The following is a 24,252-nucleotide window of genomic DNA, read 5'->3' as shown; positions in this document are numbered from 1 at the left end:
TATGTCCTCAAATGTGAACCAGGCCGGTCCCGCCATGCGCGGCACCACGCGCGCCGACACCGGCGCGGCTGACGAGGCCTATCTCGAACCTTCCTTCCTGCGCCGCTTGACCTGGGTGGACTGGCTCTTTGCGCTGGCGCTGGCGGTTGGCGCCGGCGTGGCGCTGTCGCAATACGGGCAGTGGATGAACGGCTACGACAAGGCCGTGCTGATCGGCGCCGTGCCTACTTTTGCGCTACTGGGCTGGCACTGGAAGGCTGTGCGCCCGCTGATGCTGGCGCTCACCGCGCTGTCGCTGTTCGCGATCCAGCTCTACCAGGGGCAGCTGGCGCGCGCGGACCAGGCCTTCTTCCTGAAGTATTTCCTGTCGAGCCAGTCGGCCATCCTGTGGATGAGCGCACTGGTGTTCCTGTCCACGCTGTTCTACTGGCTCGGGCTGGCGACGCGCTCGAGCACGGGCTACAGCATCGGCAGCAAGCTGTGCTGGGGCGCGGTGGTGCTGGGTTTCACCGGCCTGCTGGTGCGCTGGTACGAGTCCTACCTGATCGGCACGGACATCGGCCATATCCCCATTTCCAACCTGTATGAAGTGTTCGTGCTGTTCACGCTGATCACTTCTCTGTTCTACCTGTACTACGAAGGCCGCTACGCCACGCGCGCGCTGGGCCCGTTCGTGATGCTGGTGGTGTCGGCCGCGGTGGGCTTCCTGCTGTGGTACACGGTCAGCCGCAATGCGCAGGAGATCCAGCCGTTGGTGCCGGCGCTGCAAAGCTGGTGGATGAAGATCCACGTGCCGGCCAACTTTATCGGCTACGGCACCTTTGCGCTGGCGGCGATGGTCTCAGTGGCCTACCTGCTCAAGCAGCGCGGCATCCTGGCCGAACGCCTGCCATCGCTGGAGCTGCTCGATGATGTGATGTACAAGGCCATCGCGGTCGGCTTTGCCTTCTTCACTATTGCCACCATCTTGGGCGCGCTGTGGGCGGCGGAGGCCTGGGGCGGCTACTGGAGCTGGGACCCGAAGGAAACCTGGGCGCTGATTGTCTGGCTGAACTACGCGGCGTGGCTGCACATGCGGCTGATGAAGGGCCTGCGCGGCACGGTGGCGGCCTGGTGGGCGCTGGTCGGGCTGCTGGTGACGACCTTCGCGTTCCTGGGCGTCAACATGTTCCTGTCGGGGCTGCACAGCTACGGCGAACTGTGACGGGGCGCCATGCTGCAATGCAAAAACCTGTCTCCGGGCAGGTTTTTTTTTGTCTTTTTTCAATTTTTTTGGACGCCCAGGGGAATAAAGGCATCACATCCGGTGTTTACTTGAGGAGCGGTGCCGGTTGGCGGCACCGGTTTGCATGGAGAACAAGATCATGGCAAGTCTGCGTCGTAACGCTGCTGCATCCCTCGTTCGTCCCGCCGCGCTCGCGCTCGGCTGTGCGGCGGTCCTGCTCGCCGGCTGTGCCGGCATGGGCGGCATTGCCGGCAACATGCCGCCTACGGTGAAGGTGGCCAGTGGCGTGCTGACCGATCCGCAGGGTCTGACGCTGTACACCTTCGACCGCGACACCGCCGGCAGCGGCAAGAGCGCCTGCAACGGCCCGTGCGCCACCAACTGGCCGCCCCTGATGGCCGCGCCTGGCACCAATGCGTCGGGCCAGTACACCATCATCACGCGCGATGACGGCGGCAAGCAGTGGGCGTACCGCGGCATGCCGCTGTACCGCTTTGCCAAGGACGCCAAGCCGGGCGACCGCGCCGGCGACAACCTCAACAACGTCTGGCACGTGGCCAAGCCCTGACGCTTCAGCAGCCACCACCGCAGCCACGGCATGGAAGGGTTTGACGGCCAGCTCGTCGCGCTGGCGCCGCGGCTGCGGCGCCATGCGCGCGGCCTCACCGGCGACGCGGCGCTGGCCGACGACCTGGTGCAGGACACACTCGAGCGCGCGCTGCGCTACCGCTGGCGCTTCCGCCTGCGCCCCGGCGCCTGGTGGGGCGACGGCGCCGATGGCCTGCTGCCGTGGCTGCTGACCCTGATGCACCGCCTGCGCCTGAATACCGTGCGCAGGAAGGAACTGGTGGTCACCACTGATACGCTGCCCGAGGTCAGCGCGCCCGCTGACGACCCCGGCCTGCGCCGCGACCTGGTGCAGGCGCTGGCGCAACTGCCGGAGGCGCAGCGCGCGGTGCTGCTGCTGGTCAGCCTGGAGCAACTGACGTATGCCGAGGCCGCGCGCGTGCTCGACGTGCCGCAGGGCACGGTGATGTCACGCCTGGCGCGGGCGCGAGAGCAGATGCGCCGGCTGCTCGACGGCAAGGCGCCCGCTGCCGCGCCGGCAGCTTCCGGCAAGCCCCTGCAGCGGGTGAAATGATGTCCGCCATCCACGAAGCCGATCTCCACGCCTACGCCGATGGCCAGCTTTCCGGCGCGCGCCGCGCCGCCGTGGAGGCGTACCTGGCACAGCACCCGGACGCGGCGGCGCAGGTTGCCGCCTGGCGCCGGCAGGCCGATGCCCTGCACGGGGGGCTGGATCCAATACTGAACGAACCGGTGCCGCTCGCGGCCTTGCCGCCCGGGCTGCATGGCGATGGCCGGCGCGACGCCGCGCGGCCACGGCGGCCGCGCTGGACCATGGCTCTGGCGGCCGCCTGCGCGTCGGTGGCGCTGCTGTCTGTCGGCGGCGTTCTCGGCTGGCTGGCCCATGGCCGCCTTGGCGGCGTGTCCGTGGCGATGGCGCCCGGCGAGCGCTTTGCGCGCGAGGCGCTGGCCACGCACGCGGTCTACGCCCCGGAAATGCGCCACCCGGTTGAAGTCGCGGCGACGGAAGAGGCCCACCTGATCGCATGGCTGTCCAAGCGCCTGGGCACGGCGCTGCAAGTGCCTGACCTGCGCGCGCAGGGCTTCCACCTGATCGGCGGCCGGCTGGGCGTGGCCGAAGGCGGCCCGTCGGCCATCCTGATGTATGAAGCGGACGATGGCACGCGCCTGTCGCTGCAGCTGCGGCGCATGGCACAGGGCACGCCCGATACGGGCTTTCGCGTCGAGCGCATGCCAGGCGGCGGCACCAGGCGGCCAGCCGCCGGCCGCGACCCGATGATGGCCTTCTACTGGATCGACCGCGACCTGGGCTTTGCGCTGGCGGGCCCGCTGGAACGGGCGCGGCTGCTGACGCTGGCGCAGGTGGTGTACCAGCAATACCAGGGCGGATAGCCGGGCGCGAGGTGCCGGCGGCACACTGCGTGCGCCTGACGCCTCATGACCCGCGGCATTCCGACGCAGGCAAAAAAACTGTCAGGACTGGCCCGCACTCTCCGACCAAGCCCAGAGTCCAATCCTGCAAGAGTGTGGGCGCGACCGGCGCCGGCACGGCCAGGCAACGAGGAAAACCATGCTGATCCCTTCCCCCAAATGGCTGCGCGGCGGCGATATCGCCGCCAGCGAGATCACGCCCCGTCACGTCTTCGAAGCGCGCCGCCGCATGCTGGCGCTGGCCGCCGCCGGCGCCGCCGGCAGTTCGTTGGCGCCGTGGTTTGCGCGCCAGGCCCTGGCGCAGGGGCAGCACGGCCAGAAGCTGGCCGCCACGCCCAACAACGCCTACGTCATCACCGACAAGCGCACGCCCTTCGAGGACGTCACCACCTACAACAACTTCTACGAATTTGGCACCGACAAGTCCGACCCGGCGCGCAACGCCGGCACGCTGCGCCCGCGCCCGTGGCAGGTGGCGGTGGAAGGGCTGGTGAAGAAGCCCAGGGTCTATGAGCTGGACGAGCTGATGAAGCTGGCGGCAATGGAAGAGCGCGTCTACCGCCTGCGCTGCGTGGAAGGCTGGTCGATGGTGATCCCGTGGATCGGCTACCCGCTGGCCGAGCTGATCCGGCGCGTCGAGCCGCAGCCGGGTGCCAGGTACATCCAGTTCATCACGCTGGCCGACAAGAAGCAGATGCCCGGCGTCAGCAGCGGCGTGCTCGACTGGCCGTACAGCGAGGGTCTGCGCATGGACGAGGCCATGCACCCGCTGGCGCTGCTGACCTTCGGCCTGTATGGCGAGGTCCTGCCCAACCAGAACGGCGCGCCGGTGCGCATGGTGGTGCCGTGGAAGTACGGCTTCAAGAGTGCCAAGTCGATCGTGAAGATCCGCTTTGTCGACAAGCAGCCGCCCACCAGCTGGAACCTGGCCGCGCCGCAGGAATACGGCTTCTATTCGAACGTGAATCCGGACGTGGACCATCCGCGCTGGAGCCAGGCCACCGAGCGCCGCATCGGCGAGGAGCGCGGCAGCGGCTTTGGCGCGCTGTTCGCACCCAAGCGCAAGACCCTGCCGTTCAATGGTTACGGCCAGCAGGTGGCGTCGCTGTACCAGGGCATGGACCTGAAGAAGTTCTTCTGATGCAAGGCGGGCGCATGGCTACCTCTTCCACCAGCGCCGCGGCCGCGGCGCGCAAGCCGGCGGGCCTGGCCTCGCTGTCGCCGCAGCGCGTGCGCACGCTCAAGCTCGCGCTCTGGCTGCTGGCACTGTTGCCGTTCGTGCGGCTGCTGTACCTGGGCGCCACCGAACAGTTCGGCGCCAATCCCCTGGAATTCGTTACGCGCTCCACCGGCACCTGGACGCTGGTGATGCTGTGCCTGACGCTGACCATCACCCCGCTGCGCCGCCTCACCGGCTGGAACTGGCTGATCAAGCTGCGGCGCATGCTGGGCCTGTTCGCGTTCTTCTACGGCCTGCAGCACTTCCTGCTGTGGATCGGCGTGGACCGCGGGTTTGACCTCGCGTACATGATCAAGGACGTGTACAAGCGGCCCTTCATCACGGTTGGGTTCACCGCCTTCATGCTGATGATCCCGCTGGCGCTGACTTCGACCAACGGCATGGTGCGCTGGCTGGGCGGCAAGCGCTGGCAGGCGCTGCACAAGCTGGTCTATGCGATCGCCGTGCTGGCCATCCTGCACTACTGGTGGCACAAGGCGGGCAAGAACGACTTCGGCGAAGTATCGATCTATGCGGCGGTGGTGTTCGTGCTGCTGGGGATGCGGCTGTGGTGGCGGCTGCGCAAGCCGGCCGCGGGGGCGCGCCAGCCCGCCGCGTAGGCGGGCCGGGCTTTGGGAATTAGTCCTGCAGCAGGCGTTCGTCGCGGAACAGGTCCTCGACCAGTTCGCGCTCGCGCACCAGGTGCACCCTGGCGCCATCGACCATCACTTCGGCGGCGCGCGGGCGGGTATTGTAGTTTGAGCTCATGGTGAAGCCGTAGGCGCCGGCCGACATCACTGCCAGCAGGTCGCCCGGCTGCGCCGCCAGCGCGCGGTCGCGGCCCAGCCAGTCGCCGGATTCGCACACCGGGCCGACGATGTCGTAGGTCACCGCTTGCGCGTCGCGCAGCACCACCGGCTCGATGCGGTGGTAGGCCTCGTACATCGCCGGGCGTGCCAGGTCATTCATGGCGGCATCGACGATGCAGAAGTTCTTGGCCGCGCCGGGCTTGAGGAACTCCACCTGCGTCAGCAGCACGCCGGCGTTGCCCACCAGCGATCGGCCCGGCTCGAACAGCACTTCGCGGTGGCCGTGGCCGCGCGCGGCCACGCGTTCCAGCAGCGTGGTGGCAAAGCCGGTGATGTCCGGCGGGGTTTCGTCGGTGTAGGTGATGCCCAGACCGCCGCCTACGTCGATATGTTCCAGGCTGATGCCTTCTCGTTCCAACGCCTCGACCACGTCCAGCACCTTGTCCAGCGCTTCCAGGTAGGGCTCGACCTCGGTGATCTGCGAACCGATATGGCAGTCGATGCCGGTCACCTCCAGGTGCGGCAGCGCGGCCGCGGCGCGGTAGGTCGGCAGCACGTCCTCGAAGGCGATGCCGAACTTGTTGCCCTTCAGGCCGGTGGAGATATACGGGTGCGTCTTGGCATCCACGTCCGGGTTGATGCGCAGCGACACGCGCGCACGCTTGCCCACGCGGCCGGCGACTTCGTTCAGGCGGTCCAGCTCGGGGATCGACTCGACATTGAAGCAGCGCACCTCGTGTGCCAGCGCCAGTTCCATTTCCGCCGCGCTCTTGCCCACGCCGGAGAACACCACTTTGCGCGGGTCACCGCCGGCGGCCAGCACGCGCTTGAGCTCGCCGCCCGAGACGATGTCGAAGCCGGCACCGAGCTTGGCAAACACCTGCAGCACCGCCAGGTTTGAGTTTGCCTTCATGGCGTACTGGACCTGCGCCTTGCGGCCCTTGCAGGCGGCGGCGTAGGCCTGGTAGGCGGCGCTCAGCGCCGCGCGCGAGTACACATAGGTCGGCGTGCCGAATTCAGCGGCAATGCGCGCCAGCGGCACCTGCTCGACGGCAAGCGCGCCGTCCTGGCGATGGAAGAATGCGGTCATGGTTATCGGGTGATGGGAGCGGCAGGGGACGAGGCCGGTTGCGTGGCGGGGGCTGGGGTGGCGGGCGGGGCCGGCATGGCATCGGCGCGGCCCAGGCCCGGATCCGTCACGGTTGGCGGGGTCGGCTCGGGTGGCACTTTGGGCATGGTCAGCGGCCCGCGGATGCCGCATCCGCCCAGTAGGGGCATCGCAAGGGCGGCGGCAAACGCCGATACAATCGCAACACGACGCAGCATCGGGTCGTCCTTTAGGCTGTTGGCAAGGCGTTGGATGGCCCGGCGCGCAACGGCAGGGCATCCGAAGGATTCTTAACAAAAAAGCCGTTCGCGCCACGTACGCCCGGTCCGGGCAGCGGCGGCAACGGCGGTCTCGGAGTTTAGCATGCCCCCCCTGAGCGAAAGCGAGTTCCTGGCCCTGGCCACGCAGGAGCTGGACCGCATCGAAGCCACGGTCGAGTCGGCCGCTGACGCGGCCGACGCCGATATTGAGATCAGCCGCACTGGCAACGTGATGGAGCTGGAGTTCGAGAACGGCACCAAGATCATCATCAATAGCCAGGCGCCGATGCAGGAACTGTGGGTGGCCGCGCGCGCCGGCGGCTTCCACTTCCGCCGCGACGGCGAGCGCTGGATCGACACCCGCAACGGCGGCGAGCTGTATGCGGCGCTGTCGGGCTACGTCAGCGAGCAGGCTGGCGCGGCCCTCAGGCTGGGCTGACGCAAAGCCTGCCTCGCGGGCAAAAGAAAAGCCGGCCTCTTGGCCGGCTTTCTGCTGTCTGGCGGCCGTGGTCAGGCGCCGCCGAACATCTCCAGGATCTTCTTCTTCTCGCCCTCGGTGTCGGCCGGCGCGGTGGCCGATTCCTCCGGCTTGCCCGGCCACGGATCGCCCAGGCCCACCGAAGCCACCCCGGCGCCGCCGGCGTTTTCTTCGAAGGTCCAGTCGCCGCCCACCATCAGCACGCCTTCGGGCGCAGGGCGCTCGGGCGACTCCGGCACGCCCTTGAGCGCCTTGCTCATGTAGCCCACCCAGATCGGCAGGGCCAGGCCGCCACCGGTCTCGCGCACGCCCAGGCTCTTGGGCTGGTCGTAGCCCATCCAGGCGATCGCCACCAGGTTGGGCGTGTAGCCGGCGAACCAGGCATCGACCGCGTCGTTGGTGGTGCCGGTCTTGCCCGCCAGGTCGTTGCGGCCCAGGCGCTGCTTGGCGGGGTTGGCGGTGCCCATGCGCACCACGTCGCGCAGCATGGTGTCGGCGATAAAGGCGGTGCGTGCGTCCAGCACGCGCACGGCGTCGGTGCCGGCGCGCTGCGGCTGGGTTTCGGAGATCACGTTGCCGCGCGCGTCCACCACCTTCTGGATCAGGTACGGGTTGACGCGGTAGCCGCCGTTGGCGAACACCGAGTACGCGCCCGCCATCTGCAGCGGCGTCACGGCGCCCGAGCCCAGCGCCATCGGCAGGTAGGCCGGGTGCTTGTCGGCCTCGAAGCCAAAGCGCGTGATGTAGTCCTGCGCGTACTGCGTGCCGATCGCGCGCAGGATCCGCACCGAGACCAGGTTCTTGGACTTGGCCAGCGCGCGGCGCATGGTCATCGGGCCCTCGAAGCGGCCGTCATAGTTCTTCGGTTCCCACACTTGGCCGCCGGTATCAGGGCCGATCGTCAGCGGTGCGTCGTTGATCACAGTGGCCGGCGAGAAGCCCTTTTCCAGCGCGGCCGAGTAAATGAACGGCTTGAAGCTGGAACCCGGCTGGCGCCAGGCCTGGGTCACGTGGTTGAACTTGTTGCGGTTGAAGTCGAAGCCGCCCACCATCGAACGGATCTCGCCGTCCTGGGGGTTGATCGACACGAACGCCGCGGCCACTTCCGGCAGCTGGGTCACCGACCAGTTGCCTTTCTCGTCCTGGGTCACGCGGATGACCGCGCCGGGGCGCATCTTCATCTTGGGTTGCGCATTGGACGACAGCGACGGCGAGATAAAGCGCAGCGCCGGTCCTTCGATGGTTGCCACTTCGCCGGACAGCAGCGTTGCCTTTACCTGCCTGGCCGACACGCTGGTGACCACGGCGGAGCGCAGGTCGCCGCTGCCGGGGTGCTCGACCAGCGCATCGTCGATGGCCTGCTCGCGCTCGGCCGGGTCGGTGGGCAGGTCGATAAAGGCCTCGGGGCCGCGGTAGCCGTGCTTGCGCTCGTAGTTCATGATGCCGCTGCGCACCGACTCATAGGCGGCGTCCTGGTCCGGCTTGGTCAGCGTGGTGTAGACCGTCAGGCCGCGCGTGTAGGTTTCTTCGCGGTACTGCGCGTACATCAGCTGGCGCACGATTTCGGCGACGTACTCGGCGTGGGTCGAGAACTCGTTGCCCTCGGTGCGCACCTTCAGCTCGGCATGCACGGCCTGCTCGTACTGGTCGGGCGTGATATAGCCCAGGTCGCGCATGCGCTGCAGGATGTACTCCTGGCGCACCTTGGCGCGGCGCGGATTGACCACCGGGTTGTACGCCGACGGCGCCTTGGGCAGGCCGGCCAGCATGGCGGCCTCGGCCGGCGTCACGTCACGCACCGATTTGCCGAAGTACGCGCGCGCGGCGCTGTCGAAGCCATAGGCGCGCTGCCCCAGGTAGATCTGGTTCATGTACAGCTCGAGGATCTGGTCCTTGTTCAGGTTGGCCTCGATCTTGTACGCCAGCAGCATCTCGTAGATCTTGCGCGTGTAGGTCTTCTCGCTGGACAGGAAGAAGTTGCGCGCCACCTGCATGGTGATGGTGGAGGCGCCCTGCGACAGCCCGCCGCGCAGGTTGGCCAGGCCGGCGCGCAACACGCCGACGAAGTCGACGCCGCCGTGCTCGTAGAAGCGGTCGTCCTCGATCGCCAGGACCGCCTTTTTCATCACGTCCGGAATCTCGGCGATGGGCACGAAATTGCGCCGCTCTTCGCCGAATTCACCGATCAGCACATTGTCCGCGGTGTAGATGCGAAGCGGGATCTTGGGCCGGTAGTCGGTGATGGTGTCCAGCGATGGCAGGTTGGGCGCAGCCACCAGCAGCGCGTAGCCAAGCAGCAGCGCGATCACGACGGCTCCGGCGACAACCAGTCCGACCGCCCCGAACATGAGCCGCGCCCAGATTGAGCGGCGGGCAGGGTGGGACTTGTGTTGTGCGGTGGCCATAAGGGAAATACCTAGTCAGGGGTGCCCGGGATTATATCTTCCGGCATCGGCCCGCCCGGGCGTACAGTGGTGCGGGCGCCGCTATCGCGCTGTTACAAGATGTAATGTGGCGAATGCTGGCATGCACGGCGCTGTTGCGTGCAGCTAAAGGCGTACGGGCGGGCGCACAAGCGCGCACGGAAGGGAACCCGACGACCGTGGGGTTTTGGCAACGGATTGGCGAGGGGCTTCTCAAAAAGAACTCGGCGCCAGTTCGGCACATTGCCACCGATGCCGGATTTTGTGAGAATCGACCAACATAAAAGAGCAAACGTTTCATTCAAGAAACAAGGCTCGCCCGATTAGAGCGTTCAAGCCGGGGGCGAGTTCAAAAGTCAGGGGGTCACACCTTGCGTCGGGGCATTTTGTCGGGGCTGCTTCGCCGGACTACGGTCGGCGTAGATATCGGGTCGTCCAGTGTCAAGGTCGTCGAGCTGTCCGTCGGGGGCAGCAGGCAAGACTATCGGCTGGAAAAATGCGCCAGCGAACTGCTGGACCGCAACGCCGTTGCCGATGGCAACGTCATCAATATCGAGGCCGTCGGGATCGCGCTTAAACGCGCGCTGGGCAAGGCCGGCATCCGTTCGAAGGACGTGGTGCTGGGCGTGCCCTCCATGCTGACGGAATCGCAAACGGTCAGCCTGCCGGACAACCTGTCCGAAGACGAGCTGTATTCCCAGGTCGAATCCGAGGCACACCGGCTTTATCCGCCGTCGCAGGCGGTCAACTTCGACTTCGCCGTGATCGGCCCCAGCGAAACCGAGGGCGGTATCGGTGTGCGCGTCACGGCGGCCAACAGCGACCGTGTGCAGGAGCGCGTGACCGCGGCCGAGATGGCCGGGCTCAAGCCCCAGGTCATGGATGTCGAGGAATACGCGGTGCAGCGCTCGGTCGTGCAGATGCTGGGCGTGCCGCACGAGATGCCCGAGGCCGATGCGCGCGCGCTGCCGGTGGTGGCGGTGATCCATCTGGGCGGCAGCCGTTCCAAGGCGATCTTCTACCAGGGCTGGAAAGAACTCTACGAGCAGCCGCTGAACAGCTACGGCGACCAGCTCACGCAGAGTGCGGCGCGCATGTTCACCCTCGACGCGCTCAAGGCCGAGATCAAGAAGCGCAAGAACACGCTGCCTGAAGCCTGGCGCGCGCAGTTGCTCAAGCCGTCGCTGGATGCACTGGCGATGGAAGTGCAGTCCGCGGTCGGCAACTTCATCGCCAGTTCCAGCCTGGGCCGGGTCGACGAGATCCTGCTCTCGGGCGGGCACGCGTCGCTGCTCGGCGTGCAATCGGCGATCCAGCACCAGACCAAGATCACCACCACGCTGGCGAACCCGTTCGCCAATATGGCGACCAACGCCAAGGTCAACGAGCGCTACCTGCAGCGCGACTTGCCGGCGTACATCGTCAGTGCCGGCCTGGCCCTGCGCGGCCTGCAATAACGCACCGGAGGCATCAGATGTCCATGAACACACTGCCTTCGGTCAACCTGCTGCCTTACCACGAAGCCCGCAAGGCAGCACGCCGCAAGAAGGTCTATACGATGCTGGCCGGCGCCGCAGTGGCTGGCGCCGCCGTGGTGCTGCTGGGCGGCTACTATATCGACGGGCGCGTCGCTTCGGTGCTCGCACTCAATCAGGTATTGAGCACTGAGAACGCCAAGCTGGACGGGCAGATCCGCGAGGTCAACAACCTGAAGAAGGACATCGACGCGCTGCTGCAGCGCCAGAAGGCCGTTGAAAGCCTGCAGACCGAGCGCAACCGCCCGGTGCAGCTGCTTGAGGAACTGGTGCGGCAGGTGCCCGAAGGCGTCTACCTGACCAGCCTGAAGCAGACCGGCGAGGCCTTCACCATCGCGGGCGTGGCGCAGTCCAACGAGCGCATTTCCGAGCTGCTGCGCAACCTGAGCGGGGTGGCCTGGCTGGACAAGGCCGAACTGGTCGAATCCAAGGCCGTCACCATGACCAACAACCTGCGCGAGCAGCGCCGGTTGTTCGACTTCTCGATGCGCTTCGTGTACCGCGCGCCGGCAGCGGCGGTCGACGGCAAGAAGGCCGTGCCGGGCGCCTCCGCACCCGCAGCCGCCCCAGTTCCCGCACCCGCAGCCGGAAAGGCCTGACCATGGCGCTCAATACTGAAATCAACCTGGCCGACCTGACCGGCCAGTTCCGCGGGCTCAACCTGAGCGAACCGGAGACGTGGCCGGCCGCGCCGCGCGTGCTGTTCGCGGTGCTGGCCGCGGCCGTGGTGCTGCTGCTGGGCTGGCAGTTCTACTGGGGCGCCAAGTTCGACGAACTCGACCGCCAGCGCCAGGAGCAGGAAAGCCTGAAGCAGGCGTACCAGTCCAAGGTGGCGCAGGTGGCCAACCTGGACGCACTGCGCGAGCAGAAGAAGCAGGTGGAGCAGCGCGTGGCGCTGCTCGAGCGGCAACTGCCCAACAAGGCCGAGATGGACGCACTGCTGGCCGACGTCAACCACGCCGGCGTCGCACGCGGGCTGCAGTTCGAGCTGTTCAAGCCGCAGGGGGCGGTGATCAAGCCCTACTTCGCCGAGATCCCGGTGAACCTGCGCGTGACCGGGCGCTACCACGAGGTGGCGCAGTTCAATGCCGACGTGGCGGCACTGTCGCGGATCGTGTCGATGCAGAACCTGCAGCTGGCCAATACCAAGGATGGCGCGATGTCGATGGAGGCGGTGGCGATGGCCTACCGCGCGCTCGACCCGGACGAGCAGGCCGCGCAGCGCAAGGCCGCGGCAGCCGCTGCGGCAGCCAAGGCAGGAGGTGCCAAATGAGCCGCACCGTTCGTACCCGCAGCCTCGCCTGGACCACGGCGCCACGCACGTTCGCGGCGGCGGCGCTGGCCGTCGGCCTGCTGGGCGCCTGCGGCGCCAGCGATGAAGACGCCTTGCGCCAGTGGATGGATGCCACCCGCAGCGCGCGCGCCAAGCCGCCCGAGCCGCTGCCCGACGCCCGGCCCTATGTGCCGCGCGAGTACGCCGCAGCCACGGCGCCCGAGCCGTTCGCGCAGGCCAAGATCGGCGAGCTGAACAAGACGCTGGCGGATTCGCCCGAAGCCGGGCGGCGCCGCGAGCCGCTGGAGGACTACCCGCTCGAGAACTTCAAGATGCTCGGGATGATGACGAAGCACGGGGAGACCTTCGGCATCGTGCGGGTTGATAACAAGATCCACCATATCAAGGTGGGTCAGTATCTCGGCCAGAGCTATGGCCGGGTGGTCCGCATCACCGATCAGGAGATCGTGCTGCGCGAATTGGTCCGGGAGGGGGTATCAGAGTGGAAAGAGAAAATGACCAGCCTGAAGCTGGAGGTGGCGGCATGACCCTCACGCGCTGGTACCGTGCGCTCGCGGGCGCCGCAAAGACGACGATGGCGCTGGCGCTGGCGCTGGCGCTGTTGCTGGTGATTGCCGCGCCGGCCGCACTGGCACAAAGCAACCGGATCAAGGCGGTTGACGTCAGCATGGTCGGGGAGCAGACCGTGTTCACAATTGAACTCGAACGGCCGCTGGCGCAGAAGCCGGCGGACTTCACCACGCAGAACCCGGCACGGCTCGCGATCGATTTCTTCGATACTGGCTTTGACAAGCGGCGCGCGCAGTATGACTACGGCGGCAAGCTGGTCAAGTCCGCCAACGTGGTGCAGATCGGCGACCGCACCCGCGTGGTCCTCGACCTCACGCGCAACGCCACCTATCGCACCGACCAGCGCGGCAATGTCTTCGTGGTGGCGCTGGATAATGTGGCGCCGGCGCTCAAGAACGCTGTGCCCACGTTTGCGCCGGCTGCGACGGCGACGCCTGCAGCCGCGGCGGCGCGGCCGTCGGTGCGCCATATCGACTTCCGCCGCGGCGCCGATGGCGCCGGGCGCGTGGTGGTGGACCTGTCCTCGCGCGAATCGGGAATCAATATTGCGCAACAGGGCAAGAACGTGGTGGTGGATTTCCTCGGCACCACGCTGCCGGAGAACCTGCGGCGGCACTTCGACGTCAGCGACTTTGGCTCGCCGGTGCAGGGCATGCGCGCCTCCGATGCGAACGGCAACGCCCGCCTGACGATCGAGCCGCGCGGCAACTGGGAATACAGCTCGTACCAGACCGACACGCAGTTCGTGGTCGAGGTGCGCCCGGTCAAGGAAGACCCGACCAAGCTGATCAGCGGCCCGGGCTACCGCGGCGAGCGCCTGTCGCTGAACTTCCAGAACATCGACATCCGCTCGCTGCTGCAGGTGTTCGCCGACTTTACCAACCTGAACATCATCACCAGCGAAAGCGTGCAGGGCAACATCACGCTGCGCCTGAAGGATGTGCCCTGGGACCAGGCACTGCAGATCGTGATGGATGCCAAGGGCCTGGCCTCGCGGCGCAACGGCAATGTGCTGTGGGTCGCTCCCAAGGCCGAGCTGCAGACCAAGGAAAAGCTGGAGCTGGAGTCGCAGCAGCAGATCAACGACCTGGAGCCAATCCGCAGCCAGGTGTTCCAGCTCAACTACCAGCGCGCCGAGGACGTGCGCAAGATGCTGCTGGGCATGGCTGCCGGCGGCGGTGCTGCCGTGGCGCCCATTGCGGTGCCAGGGGCGGCGGGCGCCAGTACGCGCATGCTGTCAAGGCGCGGTTCGCTGACGGCCGATGCGCGCACCAACCAGCTCTTCGTCTCGGATATCGCCAGCAAGCTGGAAGAGGTGCAGAGCTTCATCGGCAAAATCGACATCCCGGTGCGCCAGGTGATCATCGAGGCGCGCATCGTCGAGGCCACCGATACCTTCAGCCGCAACCTGGGCGTGAAGCTGGGCTTTGCCGGGCAGTACAACAACGCCCGCGTCGGCAACACGTACAACAACGTGCTGCCCGGGGCGACCTCCGACAACGGCCCGTTCCTGAGCCTGCCGGCCGGTGCTATCAACGGCACCAACCCGGCCAATGTCGCGGTCAGTCTGTTCAACAGCGCCGCCACCAAATTCCTGGCACTGGAGCTGTCGGCGCTGGAAGCGGATGGCAAGGGCAAGATCATCTCCAGCCCGCGCGTGGTCACGGCCAACAACATCAAGGCGCTGATCGAGCAGGGTACCGAGCTGCCGTACCAGGCGGCGACCTCCAGCGGTGCGACCTCGGTGCAGTTCCGCAAGGCCAACCTGAAGCTGGAAGTGACGCCGCAGATCACGCCCGAAGGCAATGTGCTGCTGGACGTTGACGTGAACAAGGACAGCGTGGGCATCCAGACCACCTCGGGCTTTGCGATCGACACCAAGCACGTGCAGACCCAGGTGCTGGTGGAGAACGGCGGCACGGTTGTGATCGGCGGTATCTATACACAGACAGAGTCCAACGACACCGACAAGGTGCCGCTGCTGGGCGATATCCCGGTGCTGGGCAACCTGTTCAAGAGCAACGCCAAGGTGCGCAACCGCACCGAGCTGCTGGTGTTCCTGACCCCGCGCATCCTGAACGAGAGCGTGTCGCTCAGGTAGGGACATGGCGTCCGGAGGCGCCGGATACAGTAGACTGGCAGGCCGCATCGAGGGATGCGGCCTTTTTTTGCGCGCCGCGGGGCGCCCGGAGACGGCCCCGGGACGGGCCAGCCATGTGGGCCATGCCGCATTCGCCACTTGCCGGCCGCGCCACAACATAAGAAGATGATGCAGTTCCCAACCGGGGAGGACGGCCCGCATGCCGCGCTCCCGAACGACAGTCCAGTGACAGCCTCAGCGACAGGCCCGGCGGCACAGCGCCAGGCCCAGGATCGGCGCGACGCCGATCGATCCGACTCCGAGCGACCGGAATCCGATCGACCCAATCTCTTTTTCGTCGGCCTGATGGGCGCCGGCAAGACCACCGTGGGCCGCACGGTGGCGCGGCGCCTGCACTATCCGTTCTTCGATTCCGACCATGAACTGGAGGCGCACTGCGGTGTCCGCATCCCGGTGATCTTCGAAGTCGAGGGCGAGGCAGGCTTCCGCGACCGCGAGGCCGCCATGATCCGCGACCTGGCCGCGCGCCAGGGCATTGTGCTGGCCACCGGCGGCGGCGCCGTGCTGCGTGCCGAGAACCGCGAGGTGCTGAAGTCCCGCGGCACGGTCGTGTACCTGCGCGCCAGCCCGCACGACCTGTGGCTGCGCACCCGACACGACCGCAACCGGCCGCTGCTGCAGGCCGAGGACCCCAAGGGCAAGCTCGAGGCGCTGTACGCCGAGCGCGACCCGCTGTACCGCGAAGTCGCCGACTTCATCATCGAAACCGGCAAGCCCTCGGTGGCGCAGCTTGCTAATATGGTGTTGATGCAACTTGAAATGGCCGGTTTTCCGATCGATCCGCCGCAGCCGGCTTCCGCGCCGCCGGAAGAGTCGGAGCCGCCGGCGCAGGACCACAATCCATGATTACGCTTGAAGTCGACCTGGGCGAGCGCAGCTACCCCATCCATATCGGTACCGGCCTGCTGGACAACGCCGAACTGCTGCGCCCGCATGTGCGCGGGCAGCACGCCGTCATCGTCACCAACGAAACCGTCGGCCCGCTCTATGCGGCGCGTGTCGAGGCCGCGCTGGCCGCGCTCGGCAAGACCGTGCGCACCGTCACGCTGCCCGACGGCGAAGCCTTCAAGCACTGGGAAACGCTGAACCGGATCTTCGACGCGCTGCTGCAGGCCGGCGCCGACCGCAAGACCACGCTGGTCGCGCTGGGCGGCGGCGTGGTGGGCGACATGACCGGGTTTGCCGCCGCCTGCTACATGCGCGGCGTACCCTTTATCCAGATGCCGACCACGCTGCTGGCGCAGGTGGATTCGTCGGTGGGCGGCAAGACTGGCATCAACCACCCGCTGGGCAAGAACATGATCGGCGCGTTCCACCAGCCCAACGCGGTGATCGCCGATATCGACACGCTGCGCACGTTGCCCGCGCGCGAGCTGGCCGCCGGGATGGCCGAGGTCATCAAGCACGGCGCCATCGCCGATGCCGAGTACTTCGGCTGGATCGAGCGCAACATCAAGCCGCTGAATGCCTGCGACCCGGACCTGATGGCGCTCGCCGTGCAGCGCTCCTGCGAGATCAAGGCCGGCGTGGTGGCCCAGGATGAGCGCGAGGGCGGCCTGCGCGCCATCCTCAATTTCGGCCACACCTTCGGCCATGCGATCGAGGCCGGCATGGGCTACGGCGCCTGGCTGCACGGCGAGGCCGTGGGCTGCGGCATGGTGATGGCCGCCGACCTCTCGCACCGGCTGGGCTTTATCGATATCGAGACGCTCGCGCGCATCCGCACCCTGACCCAGGCAGCCATGCTGCCGGTGGTGGCGCCGGAACTGGGCGCCGATCGCTATATCGAACTGATGAAGGTCGACAAGAAGGCCGAGGCCGGCAGCATCAAGTTCATCCTGCTGAAAAAGCTCGGCGAAGCGTTTATCACCACCGTGCCGGACGCCGACCTGCGTGCGACGCTTGCGCACGCAGTCTTGAAACCACCCACCGAGGCCCCGGTCGCCTGACCGATCGGTTATGCCTCGCCACCCCGCCCCAGCCACCGGACGCGCCGCATGACCGACTTTGAAAGCCATCTCGCCCCTTACGCCGCCCGCTCTGCGCAGACGCGCGGGCGGGTGCATGCCGAACCCGCATCGCTGTCGCGCAGCGAATTCCAGCGCGACCGCGACCGGGTCATCCACAGCACGGCGTTCCGGCGGCTCGAGTACAAGACCCAGGTCTTCGTCAACCATGAAGGGGACCTGTTCCGCACCCGGCTGACCCACAGCCTGGAGGTGGCGCAGATCGCCCGTTCGATCGCGCGCAACCTGCGCCTCAATGAAGACCTGGTCGAGGCGATCTCGCTGGCACACGACCTGGGGCACACCCCCTTCGGCCACGCCGGTCAGGATGCGCTCAATACCTGTATGAAGAACCACGGCGGCTTCGAGCACAACCTGCAGAGCCTGCTGGTGGTGGACGAGCTGGAAGAGCGCTACGGCGGCTTCAACGGGCTGAACCTGACCTTTGAGACGCGCGAGGGCATCCTCAAGCATTGCTCGCGGGTCAACGCCTCGGCGCTGGGCGAACTGGGCCGGCGCTTCCTGGAGGGCACGCAGCCGTCGCTGGAGGCGCAGCTGGCCAACCTGGCCGACGAGATCGCCTACAACAACCACGATATCGACGACGGCCTGCGCTCGGGGCTGCTGACGCTGGAGCAGCTGGACGAGGTGCCGATGTGGGCCCGCCACCGCGCCGAGGTGGCCGCTGTCTTCCCCGGCGTCAACGGCCGGCGCGCCATCAACGAGACGGTCCGGCGCATGATCAATACGCTGATCGTCGACCTGATCGAGACCACCAGCCGCAATATCGCCGCGGCCAACCCGCGCAATATCGACGCGGTGCGCGCGGCAGGCCCGCTGGTCGGCTTCAGCCCGCAGATGCATGAAGAGGCGGCCGAGCTCAAGCGCTTCCTGTTCCGGCACCTGTACCGGCATTACCTGGTGATGCGCATGTCGGCCAAGGCGCAGCGCATTGTCGGCGACCTGTTCCAGGCCTTCATGTCCGACCCGCGTCTGCTGCCGCCGCAGTACCAGGCCAGCCACGGGGGCGACCAGTCGCGGCTGATTGCCCACTACATCGCGGGCATGACCGACCGCTACGCGATCCGTGAGCACCGCCGCATCTTCGCGGTCAGCGAAGGCAACTGAGGGCGCGTTCGGGCTGGCCCTCCGATCGGCACGCCAGCCTGCCGCATAAGTGGGGACGGATCAGGCTATCATGCGGGCATCAACGCTCGCATGACCTGTCATGGCACGCCTTCCCCGCTTTTCCCCCGCCGGTCTGCCCGCCCTGGTGTTGCAGCGCGGCAACAACCGCCAGCACGTGTTCCTGGGGCCGGACGACTACCTGCACTACCTCGACTGCCTGCGCATGGCCGCGCGCGAGCATGACCTTGCCATCCATGCCTACACGCTGCGGCCCAACCACGTGCACCTGGTGGCCACGCCCAAGGGGGCAGACTCGCTGAGCCTGACCATGCAGGCGGTGGGGCGGCGCTATGCGCGCTACTTCAACCGGGTGGCCAGCCGCACCGGCACGCTGTGGGAAGGGCGCTTCCGTTCCGCGGTGTTCGACCCCGCCCGGTGGATGCTGCCGGCGATGCTCTATGTGGAGGGCAACGCGCTGCGCGCGGGTGAGGTGAGCACCCCGGAGGCCGATCGCTGGAGCAGTTACCACCATCACGCCGGTATCGAGGCCAGCCCGTTTGTGAGCGACCACTCCGCGTACTGGGAACTGGGCAATACGCCGTTCGAGCGGCAGTCGAACTACCGGATGCTGACCGCCGAGGGCCTGTCGGGCAAGACCCTGGAGACACTGCGCAACCATGCCCATAGCGGCTGGCCACTTGGCGACGAAGCGTTCCTGGCCCAATTGGAGCGGCACGCAACGCGGCGCGTGCAACCGTTGCCAAAAGGACGCCCCAAAAAGGTGCAAACGACATCAGCAAATGTGTCAAGGCCGTCGCAAAACTAATATGTCCCTATTTAATTGGGTCACCGAAACGGTGCCTAATTTAATGTTATCTGACCCCATTTAAAAATTTTGCGAGGCGAACGCGATTCCCATATAGTTGCTCCACCCACAGTCATTGTGCGGCGCGTCACGCTCGTGTACGCCGCTGCGGCCCGCTGACAGCTTCGTCCCCATTTTCCGTCCCGCCGGTTTCCGGTCTGGGTGGAGGAATAAAAACGAGAAAGCGCGCGGTCCCCGTTCCGGTACGCCCAGCCAGTTCGCGCAGCCTTCACCGGAATTCAGCCCGTGGACCAAACGAAAAATCTTTCGGCCCAAGCTCAGGCACAAGCGCAGACCAGCGAGTCTTCCCAAGCCATTGACCTGCGCCCGCAAGCGCAGGGCATGTACGATCCCAGCAACGAGCATGACGCCTGCGGCGTCGGCATGGTCGCGCACATCAAGGGCAAGAAGTCCCACGAGATCATCTCGCAGGGCCTGAAGATCCTGGAGAACCTGGACCACCGGGGTGCGGTCGGCGCCGATGCGCTGATGGGCGACGGTGCCGGTATCCTGATCCAGGTCCCGGACCAGTTCTACCGCGAGGAAATGGCCGCGCAGGGCGTGAGCCTGCCGCCCGCCGGCGAGTATGGCGTGGGCATGATCTTCCTGCCCAAGGAACACGCTTCGCGCCTGGCCTGCGAGCAGGAACTGGAGCGCACGGTCCGCCTGGAAGGCCAGGTCGTGCTGGGCTGGCGCGACGTGCCGGTCGATGCCAAGATGCCGATGTCGCCGACGGTGCGCACCACCGAGCCGGTGATCCGCCAGATCTTCATCGGGCGCGGCCGCGACATCATGACCACGGACGCGCTGGAACGTAAGCTCTACGTCATCCGCAAGACCGCCAGCCACGCCATCCAGGCGCTCAAGCTCAAGCACGGCAAGGAATACTTCGTGCCGTCGATGTCGGCCCGTACCGTGGTGTACAAGGGCCTGCTGCTGGCCAACCAGGTTGGCGAGTACTACCTGGACCTGCTGGACCCGCGTGCCGTCTCGGCCCTGGCCCTGGTCCACCAGCGCTTCTCGACCAACACCTTCCCGGCCTGGGAACTGGCCCACCCGTACCGCATGGTCGCCCACAACGGCGAAATCAACACGGTCAAGGGCAATGTCAACTGGATCAACGCGCGCACCGGCGCGATTTCGTCGCCGGTGCTCGGCGACGACCTGCCCAAGCTGTGGCCGCTGATCTACCCGGGCCAGTCCGACACCGCATCGTTCGACAACTGCCTCGAACTGCTGACGATGGCCGGCTACCCGCTCGTCCACGCGATGATGATGATGATCCCGGAAGCCTGGGAACAGCACACGCTGATGGACGACAACCGCCGCGCCTTCTACGAGTACCACGCCGCCATGATGGAGCCGTGGGACGGCCCGGCCGCAATCTGCTTCACCGATGGCCGCCAGATCGGCGCCACGCTGGACCGCAACGGCCTGCGCCCGGCACGTTTCTATGTGACCGAGGACGACATCGTGGTGCTGGCTTCGGAAGCCGGCGTGCTGCCGTTCCCCGAGTCGCGCATCGTTGAGAAGTGGCGCCTGCAGCCGGGCAAGATGTTCCTGATCGACATGGAGCAGGGCCGCATCATCGATGACAAGGAACTCAAGGACAACCTGGCCAACGCCAAGCCGTACAAGAGCTGGATCGACGCCGTGCGCATCAAGCTCGATGAGCTCGACGCCAAGCCGGAAGACGTTGCCGCCGAGAAGAAGCCGGTGGCCAGGCTGCTGGACCGCCAGCAGGCCTTCGGCTACACCCAGGAGGACGTCAAGTTCCTGATGGCGCCGATGGCGCTGGCAGGCGAGGAAGCCACCGGTTCGATGGGCAATGACAGCCCGCTGGCGGTGCTGTCGTCCAAGAACAAGACGCTGTACCACTACTTCAAGCAACTGTTCGCCCAGGTCACCAACCCGCCGATCGACCCGATCCGCGAGAACATGGTGATGTCGCTGGTGTCGTTCATCGGCCCGAAGCCGAACCTGCTGGAACTGAACAACATCAACCCGCCGATGCGTCTCGAAGTGTCCCAGCCGGTGCTGGACTTCAAGGACATCGCCAAGATCCGCAACATCGAGCACTACACCGGCGGCAAGTTCCGTTCGTACGAGCTGAACATCTGCTACCCGAAGGCCTGGGGCAAGGAAGGCATCGAAGCACGCCTGGCCTCGCTGTGCGCCGAAGCCGTGGATGCGGTGCGTTCGGGCTTCAACATCCTGATCGTGTCGGACCGCCGCGTGGATGCCGAGCATGTCGCGATTCCCGCGCTGCTGGCCACGTCCGCCATCCACCACCACCTGGTGGAGAAGGGCCTGCGCACGTCCACCGGCCTGGTGGTCGAAACCGGCACCGCCCGTGAAGTGCACCACTTTGCGCTGCTGGCCGGCTATGGCGCCGAAGCCGTGCATCCGTACCTGGCGATGGAAACGCTGGCCGAAATGGCCCAGGGCCTGTCCGGCGACCTGTCGCCCGAGAAGGCCGTCAAGAACTTCGTCAAGGCGATCGGCAAGGGCCTGTTCAAGGTGATGTCCAAGATGGGCATCTCCACGTACATGTCGTACACCGGCGCGCAGATCTTTGAAGCCATCGGCCTGTCGCGCGAACTGGTGCAGAAGTACTTCCATGGCACCCCGTCGAACGTCGAGGGCATCGGCATCTTCGAAGTGGCCGAGGAAGCCCTGCGCCTGCACCGCGACGCCTTTGGCGACAACCCGGTGCTGGAAAGCATGCTGGACGCCGGCGGCGAATACGCCTTCCGCATCCGCGGCGAAGAGCATATGTGGACCCCGGACTCGGTCGCCAAGCTGCAGCACTCGGTGCGCGCTGACGACGGCAAGGGCGCCTACCAGACGTACAAGGAATACGCCAACATCATCAACGACCAGAGCAAGCGCCACATGACGCTGCGCGGTCTGTTCGAGTTCAAGGTCGATCCGGCCAAGGCGATTCCGCTGGAAGAAGTGGAATCGGCCAAGGAGATCGTCAAGCGCTTCGCCACGGGTGCGATGTCGCTCGGCTCGATCTCGACCGAAGCCCACACCACGCTGGCGCTGGCGATGAACCGCATCGGCGGCAAGTCCAACACCGGCGAAGGCGGCGAGGACGAGAAGCGCTACCGCAACGAGCTGCGCGGCATCCCCATCAAGCAGGGCGATACCCTCAAGGGCCTGCTGGGCGACAACGTGATCGAGCGCGACCTGGAACTGCAGGAAGGCGATTCGCTGCGCTCGAAGATCAAGCAGGTGGCGTCGGGCCGTTTCGGCGTGACCGCCGAGTACCTGGCTTCGGCCGACCAGATCCAGATCAAGATGGCGCAGGGCGCCAAGCCCGGTGAAGGCGGCCAGCTGCCCGGCCACAAGGTCTCGGACTACATCGGCAAGCTGCGTTACTCGGTGCCGGGCGTTGGTCTGATTTCGCCGCCCCCGCACCATGACATCTATTCGATCGAAGACCTGGCGCAGCTGATCCACGACCTGAAGAACGTCAACCCGTCATCGGATATCTCGGTCAAGCTGGTATCCGAAGTGGGCGTCGGCACCGTGGCCGCGGGCGTGTCCAAGGCCAAGGCCGACCACGTCGTGATCGCCGGCCATGACGGCGGCACCGGCGCCTCGCCGTGGTCGTCGATCAAGCACGCCGGCACGCCGTGGGAGCTGGGCCTGGCCGAGACGCAGCAGACGCTGCTGCTCAACGGCCTGCGCAACCGCATCCGCGTGCAGGCCGACGGCCAGATGAAGACCGGCCGCGACGTCGTCATCGGCGCGCTGCTGGGCGCCGATGAATTCGGCTTCGCCACCGCGCCGCTGGTGGCCGAGGGCTGCATCATGATGCGCAAGTGCCACCTGAACACTTGCCCGGTGGGCGTGGCCACGCAGGATCCGCAGCTGCGCAAGAAGTTCCAGGGCAAGCCGGAACACGTGGTCAACTTCTTCTTCTTCGTTGCCGAAGAGGCCCGCGAGATCATGGCCCAGCTGGGCATCCGCAAGTTCGACGAGCTGATCGGCCGCGCCGACCTGCTCGACACCAAGCCGGGTATCGAGCACTGGAAGGCACGCGGGCTGGACTTCGGCCGCATCTTCCACCAGGTCTCGCTGGGCGCGGAAGTGCCGCTGTTCCACACCGACGTGCAGGACCACGGCCTGTCGGCCGAGGCCGGCAAGGCGCTGGACCACGTACTGATCGCCAAGGCCCGTCCGGCCATCGAGAAGGGCGAGCGGGTTTCGTTCATCCAGCCGGTGAAGAACGTCAACCGTACCGTCGGCGCGATGCTGTCGGGCGTGGTGGCGCGCCAGCATGGCCACGAAGGCCTGCCTGACGACACCATCCACATCCAGCTGCAAGGCACCGCCGGCCAGTCGTTCGGCGCGTTCCTGGCGCACGGCATCACGCTGGACCTGGTAGGCGACGGCAACGACTACGTCGGCAAGGGCCTGTCGGGCGGCCGCGTGATCGTGCGCGCCCCGCATGAGTTCCGCGGCGACCCGACCCGCAACATCATCGTCGGCAACACCGTGCTGTACGGCGCGATCGCCGGTGAAGCGTTCTTCAACGGCGTGGCCGGCGAGCGCTTCGCGGTGCGCAACTCCGGCGCGGTTGCCGTGGTGGAAGGCACCGGCGACCACGGTTGCGAGTACATGACCGGCGGCACGGTGGTGGTGCTGGGCGGCACGGGCCGCAACTTCGCGGCCGGCATGTCGGGCGGCGTGGCCTACGTCTATGACGAGGACGGCCTGTTCGACAAGCGCTGCAACACCTCGATGGTGGCGCTGGAGGCCGTGCTGGCCGCCGCCGACCAGGAGAAGGGCCAGGGCCCGGCTTCGTGGCACAAGGTCGACGGCAAGCGCGTGCTGGATGAAGTCATCCTGCGCAACCTGATCGAGCAGCATTTCCGCTACACCGGTTCCGAGCGCGCCAAGGCGCTGCTGGCTGACTGGACCACGGCACGCCGCAAGTTCGTCAAGGTCTTCCCGACCGAGTACAAGCGCGCGCTGGGCGAGATGTACGCCAAGGAACAGGCCGCCCGCGACAGCGACCGTGAAGCCATCGCGGCCTGAGCGAGCGCAACGCAACGACGCAGAGGGGCCGCGGCAGCCGCCGCGGCCCTGACAAGATTCTGACCCCACCGCAGGGCCGGCGACGCCGCCGGTCCCGCGC

General features: G+C 66.7%; 19 protein-coding genes. 17 read left to right on the top strand and 2 right to left on the bottom strand.

Translation table 11 applies throughout. The features are described 5' to 3' along the window. The first annotated feature begins 1 nt into the window (after position 1). The 6 genes from ccsB (at position 2) to msrQ (ending at position 5,083) form a co-directional block, all read left to right on the top strand. A complete protein-coding gene (ccsB, locus tag A3A5_RS0128895) occupies positions 2-1,204 on the top strand; it encodes a c-type cytochrome biogenesis protein CcsB (RefSeq protein ID WP_018313946.1) in 1,203 nt (400 codons plus the stop codon). A gap of 160 nt (positions 1,205-1,364) precedes the next feature. Beyond that, a complete protein-coding gene (locus A3A5_RS0128890) occupies positions 1,365-1,793 on the top strand; it encodes a hypothetical protein (protein WP_026201240.1) in 429 nt (142 codons plus the stop codon). Between the two features lie 30 nt (positions 1,794-1,823). Then, on the top strand, positions 1,824-2,366 hold the full coding sequence (locus tag A3A5_RS0128885; protein WP_013958232.1) for an RNA polymerase sigma factor: 543 nt from the start codon (positions 1,824-1,826) through the stop codon (positions 2,364-2,366). Continuing rightward, complete coding sequence (locus A3A5_RS0128880; RefSeq protein WP_018313944.1) at positions 2,363-3,205, top strand: anti-sigma factor; 843 nt, start codon at positions 2,363-2,365, stop codon at positions 3,203-3,205. Before A3A5_RS0128885 ends, A3A5_RS0128880 begins: the two co-directional genes overlap by 4 nt. 178 nt (positions 3,206-3,383) lie before the next feature. Then, on the top strand, positions 3,384-4,385 hold the full coding sequence (gene msrP, locus A3A5_RS0128875) for a protein-methionine-sulfoxide reductase catalytic subunit MsrP (RefSeq protein ID WP_018313943.1): 1,002 nt from the start codon (positions 3,384-3,386) through the stop codon (positions 4,383-4,385). After that, the gene (gene msrQ / locus A3A5_RS0128870; protein ID WP_018313942.1) at positions 4,385-5,083 is read left to right on the top strand and encodes a protein-methionine-sulfoxide reductase heme-binding subunit MsrQ; all 699 of its coding nucleotides are present in this window, start codon (positions 4,385-4,387) and stop codon (positions 5,081-5,083) included. Before msrP ends, msrQ begins: the two co-directional genes overlap by 1 nt. 19 nt (positions 5,084-5,102) lie before the next feature. Here the strand turns inward: msrQ and lysA are convergent, their stop codons facing one another. After that, positions 5,103-6,362 (bottom strand): diaminopimelate decarboxylase, encoded by a 1,260-nt coding sequence (lysA, locus tag A3A5_RS0128865; protein WP_018313941.1) that lies wholly within the window; start codon positions 6,360-6,362, stop codon positions 5,103-5,105. 381 nt (positions 6,363-6,743) lie between these two features. On the opposite strand from lysA, the gene cyaY reads away from it, so the two are divergent. Next, complete coding sequence (gene cyaY, locus A3A5_RS0128860; protein WP_018313940.1) at positions 6,744-7,079, top strand: iron donor protein CyaY; 336 nt, start codon at positions 6,744-6,746, stop codon at positions 7,077-7,079. A gap of 71 nt (positions 7,080-7,150) precedes the next feature. Here cyaY and A3A5_RS0128855 read toward each other — a convergent pair whose 3' ends face one another. After that, positions 7,151-9,523, bottom strand: a complete 2,373-nt coding sequence (locus tag A3A5_RS0128855) for a penicillin-binding protein 1A (RefSeq protein WP_026201239.1) — start codon at positions 9,521-9,523, stop codon at positions 7,151-7,153. 404 nt (positions 9,524-9,927) lie between these two features. On the opposite strand from A3A5_RS0128855, the gene pilM reads away from it, so the two are divergent. The 10 genes from pilM to A3A5_RS0128805 all read left to right on the top strand — a co-directional run bounded on the left by pilM (position 9,928) and on the right by A3A5_RS0128805 (position 24,152). Then, on the top strand, positions 9,928-10,998 hold the full coding sequence (pilM, locus tag A3A5_RS0128850; protein ID WP_018313938.1) for a type IV pilus assembly protein PilM: 1,071 nt from the start codon (positions 9,928-9,930) through the stop codon (positions 10,996-10,998). Positions 10,999-11,015: 17 nt separating this feature from the next. Further along, positions 11,016-11,675: a PilN domain-containing protein gene (locus A3A5_RS0128845; RefSeq protein ID WP_026201238.1), complete on the top strand. Its 660-nt coding sequence runs from the start codon at positions 11,016-11,018 to the stop codon at positions 11,673-11,675. 2 nt (positions 11,676-11,677) lie between these two features. Continuing rightward, on the top strand, positions 11,678-12,349 hold the full coding sequence (locus A3A5_RS0128840) for a type 4a pilus biogenesis protein PilO (protein ID WP_018313936.1): 672 nt from the start codon (positions 11,678-11,680) through the stop codon (positions 12,347-12,349). Further along, the gene (locus A3A5_RS0128835) at positions 12,346-12,897 is read left to right on the top strand and encodes a pilus assembly protein PilP (RefSeq protein ID WP_018313935.1); all 552 of its coding nucleotides are present in this window, start codon (positions 12,346-12,348) and stop codon (positions 12,895-12,897) included. Before A3A5_RS0128840 ends, A3A5_RS0128835 begins: the two co-directional genes overlap by 4 nt. Next, positions 12,894-15,041, top strand: coding sequence for a type IV pilus secretin PilQ (pilQ, locus tag A3A5_RS0128830; RefSeq protein ID WP_018313934.1), 2,148 nt, complete (start codon positions 12,894-12,896; stop codon positions 15,039-15,041). Before A3A5_RS0128835 ends, pilQ begins: the two co-directional genes overlap by 4 nt. Positions 15,042-15,386: 345 nt before the next feature. Next, the gene (locus A3A5_RS39485) at positions 15,387-15,947 is read left to right on the top strand and encodes a shikimate kinase (protein WP_018313933.1); all 561 of its coding nucleotides are present in this window, start codon (positions 15,387-15,389) and stop codon (positions 15,945-15,947) included. Continuing rightward, positions 15,944-17,050: a 3-dehydroquinate synthase gene (aroB, locus tag A3A5_RS0128820; protein ID WP_018313932.1), complete on the top strand. Its 1,107-nt coding sequence runs from the start codon at positions 15,944-15,946 to the stop codon at positions 17,048-17,050. Before A3A5_RS39485 ends, aroB begins: the two co-directional genes overlap by 4 nt. Before the next feature lie 48 nt (positions 17,051-17,098). Continuing rightward, on the top strand, positions 17,099-18,235 hold the full coding sequence (locus tag A3A5_RS0128815; RefSeq protein ID WP_018313931.1) for a deoxyguanosinetriphosphate triphosphohydrolase: 1,137 nt from the start codon (positions 17,099-17,101) through the stop codon (positions 18,233-18,235). 100 nt (positions 18,236-18,335) lie between these two features. After that, positions 18,336-19,061 carry a transposase gene (locus tag A3A5_RS0128810; protein ID WP_018313930.1) on the top strand — a complete coding sequence of 242 codons (726 nt, stop codon included), beginning with the start codon at positions 18,336-18,338 and terminating at the stop codon, positions 19,059-19,061. 381 nt (positions 19,062-19,442) lie between these two features. Continuing rightward, positions 19,443-24,152: a glutamate synthase-related protein gene (locus tag A3A5_RS0128805; protein ID WP_018313929.1), complete on the top strand. Its 4,710-nt coding sequence runs from the start codon at positions 19,443-19,445 to the stop codon at positions 24,150-24,152. Positions 24,153-24,252 lie beyond the last annotated feature (100 nt).

The organism is Cupriavidus sp. UYPR2.512, assembly GCF_000379565.1.
Lineage (GTDB): Bacteria > Pseudomonadota > Gammaproteobacteria > Burkholderiales > Burkholderiaceae > Cupriavidus.
The sequence above is the reverse complement of the archived record's forward strand: the minus strand, read 5'-3'. Positions and strand labels throughout refer to the sequence as shown.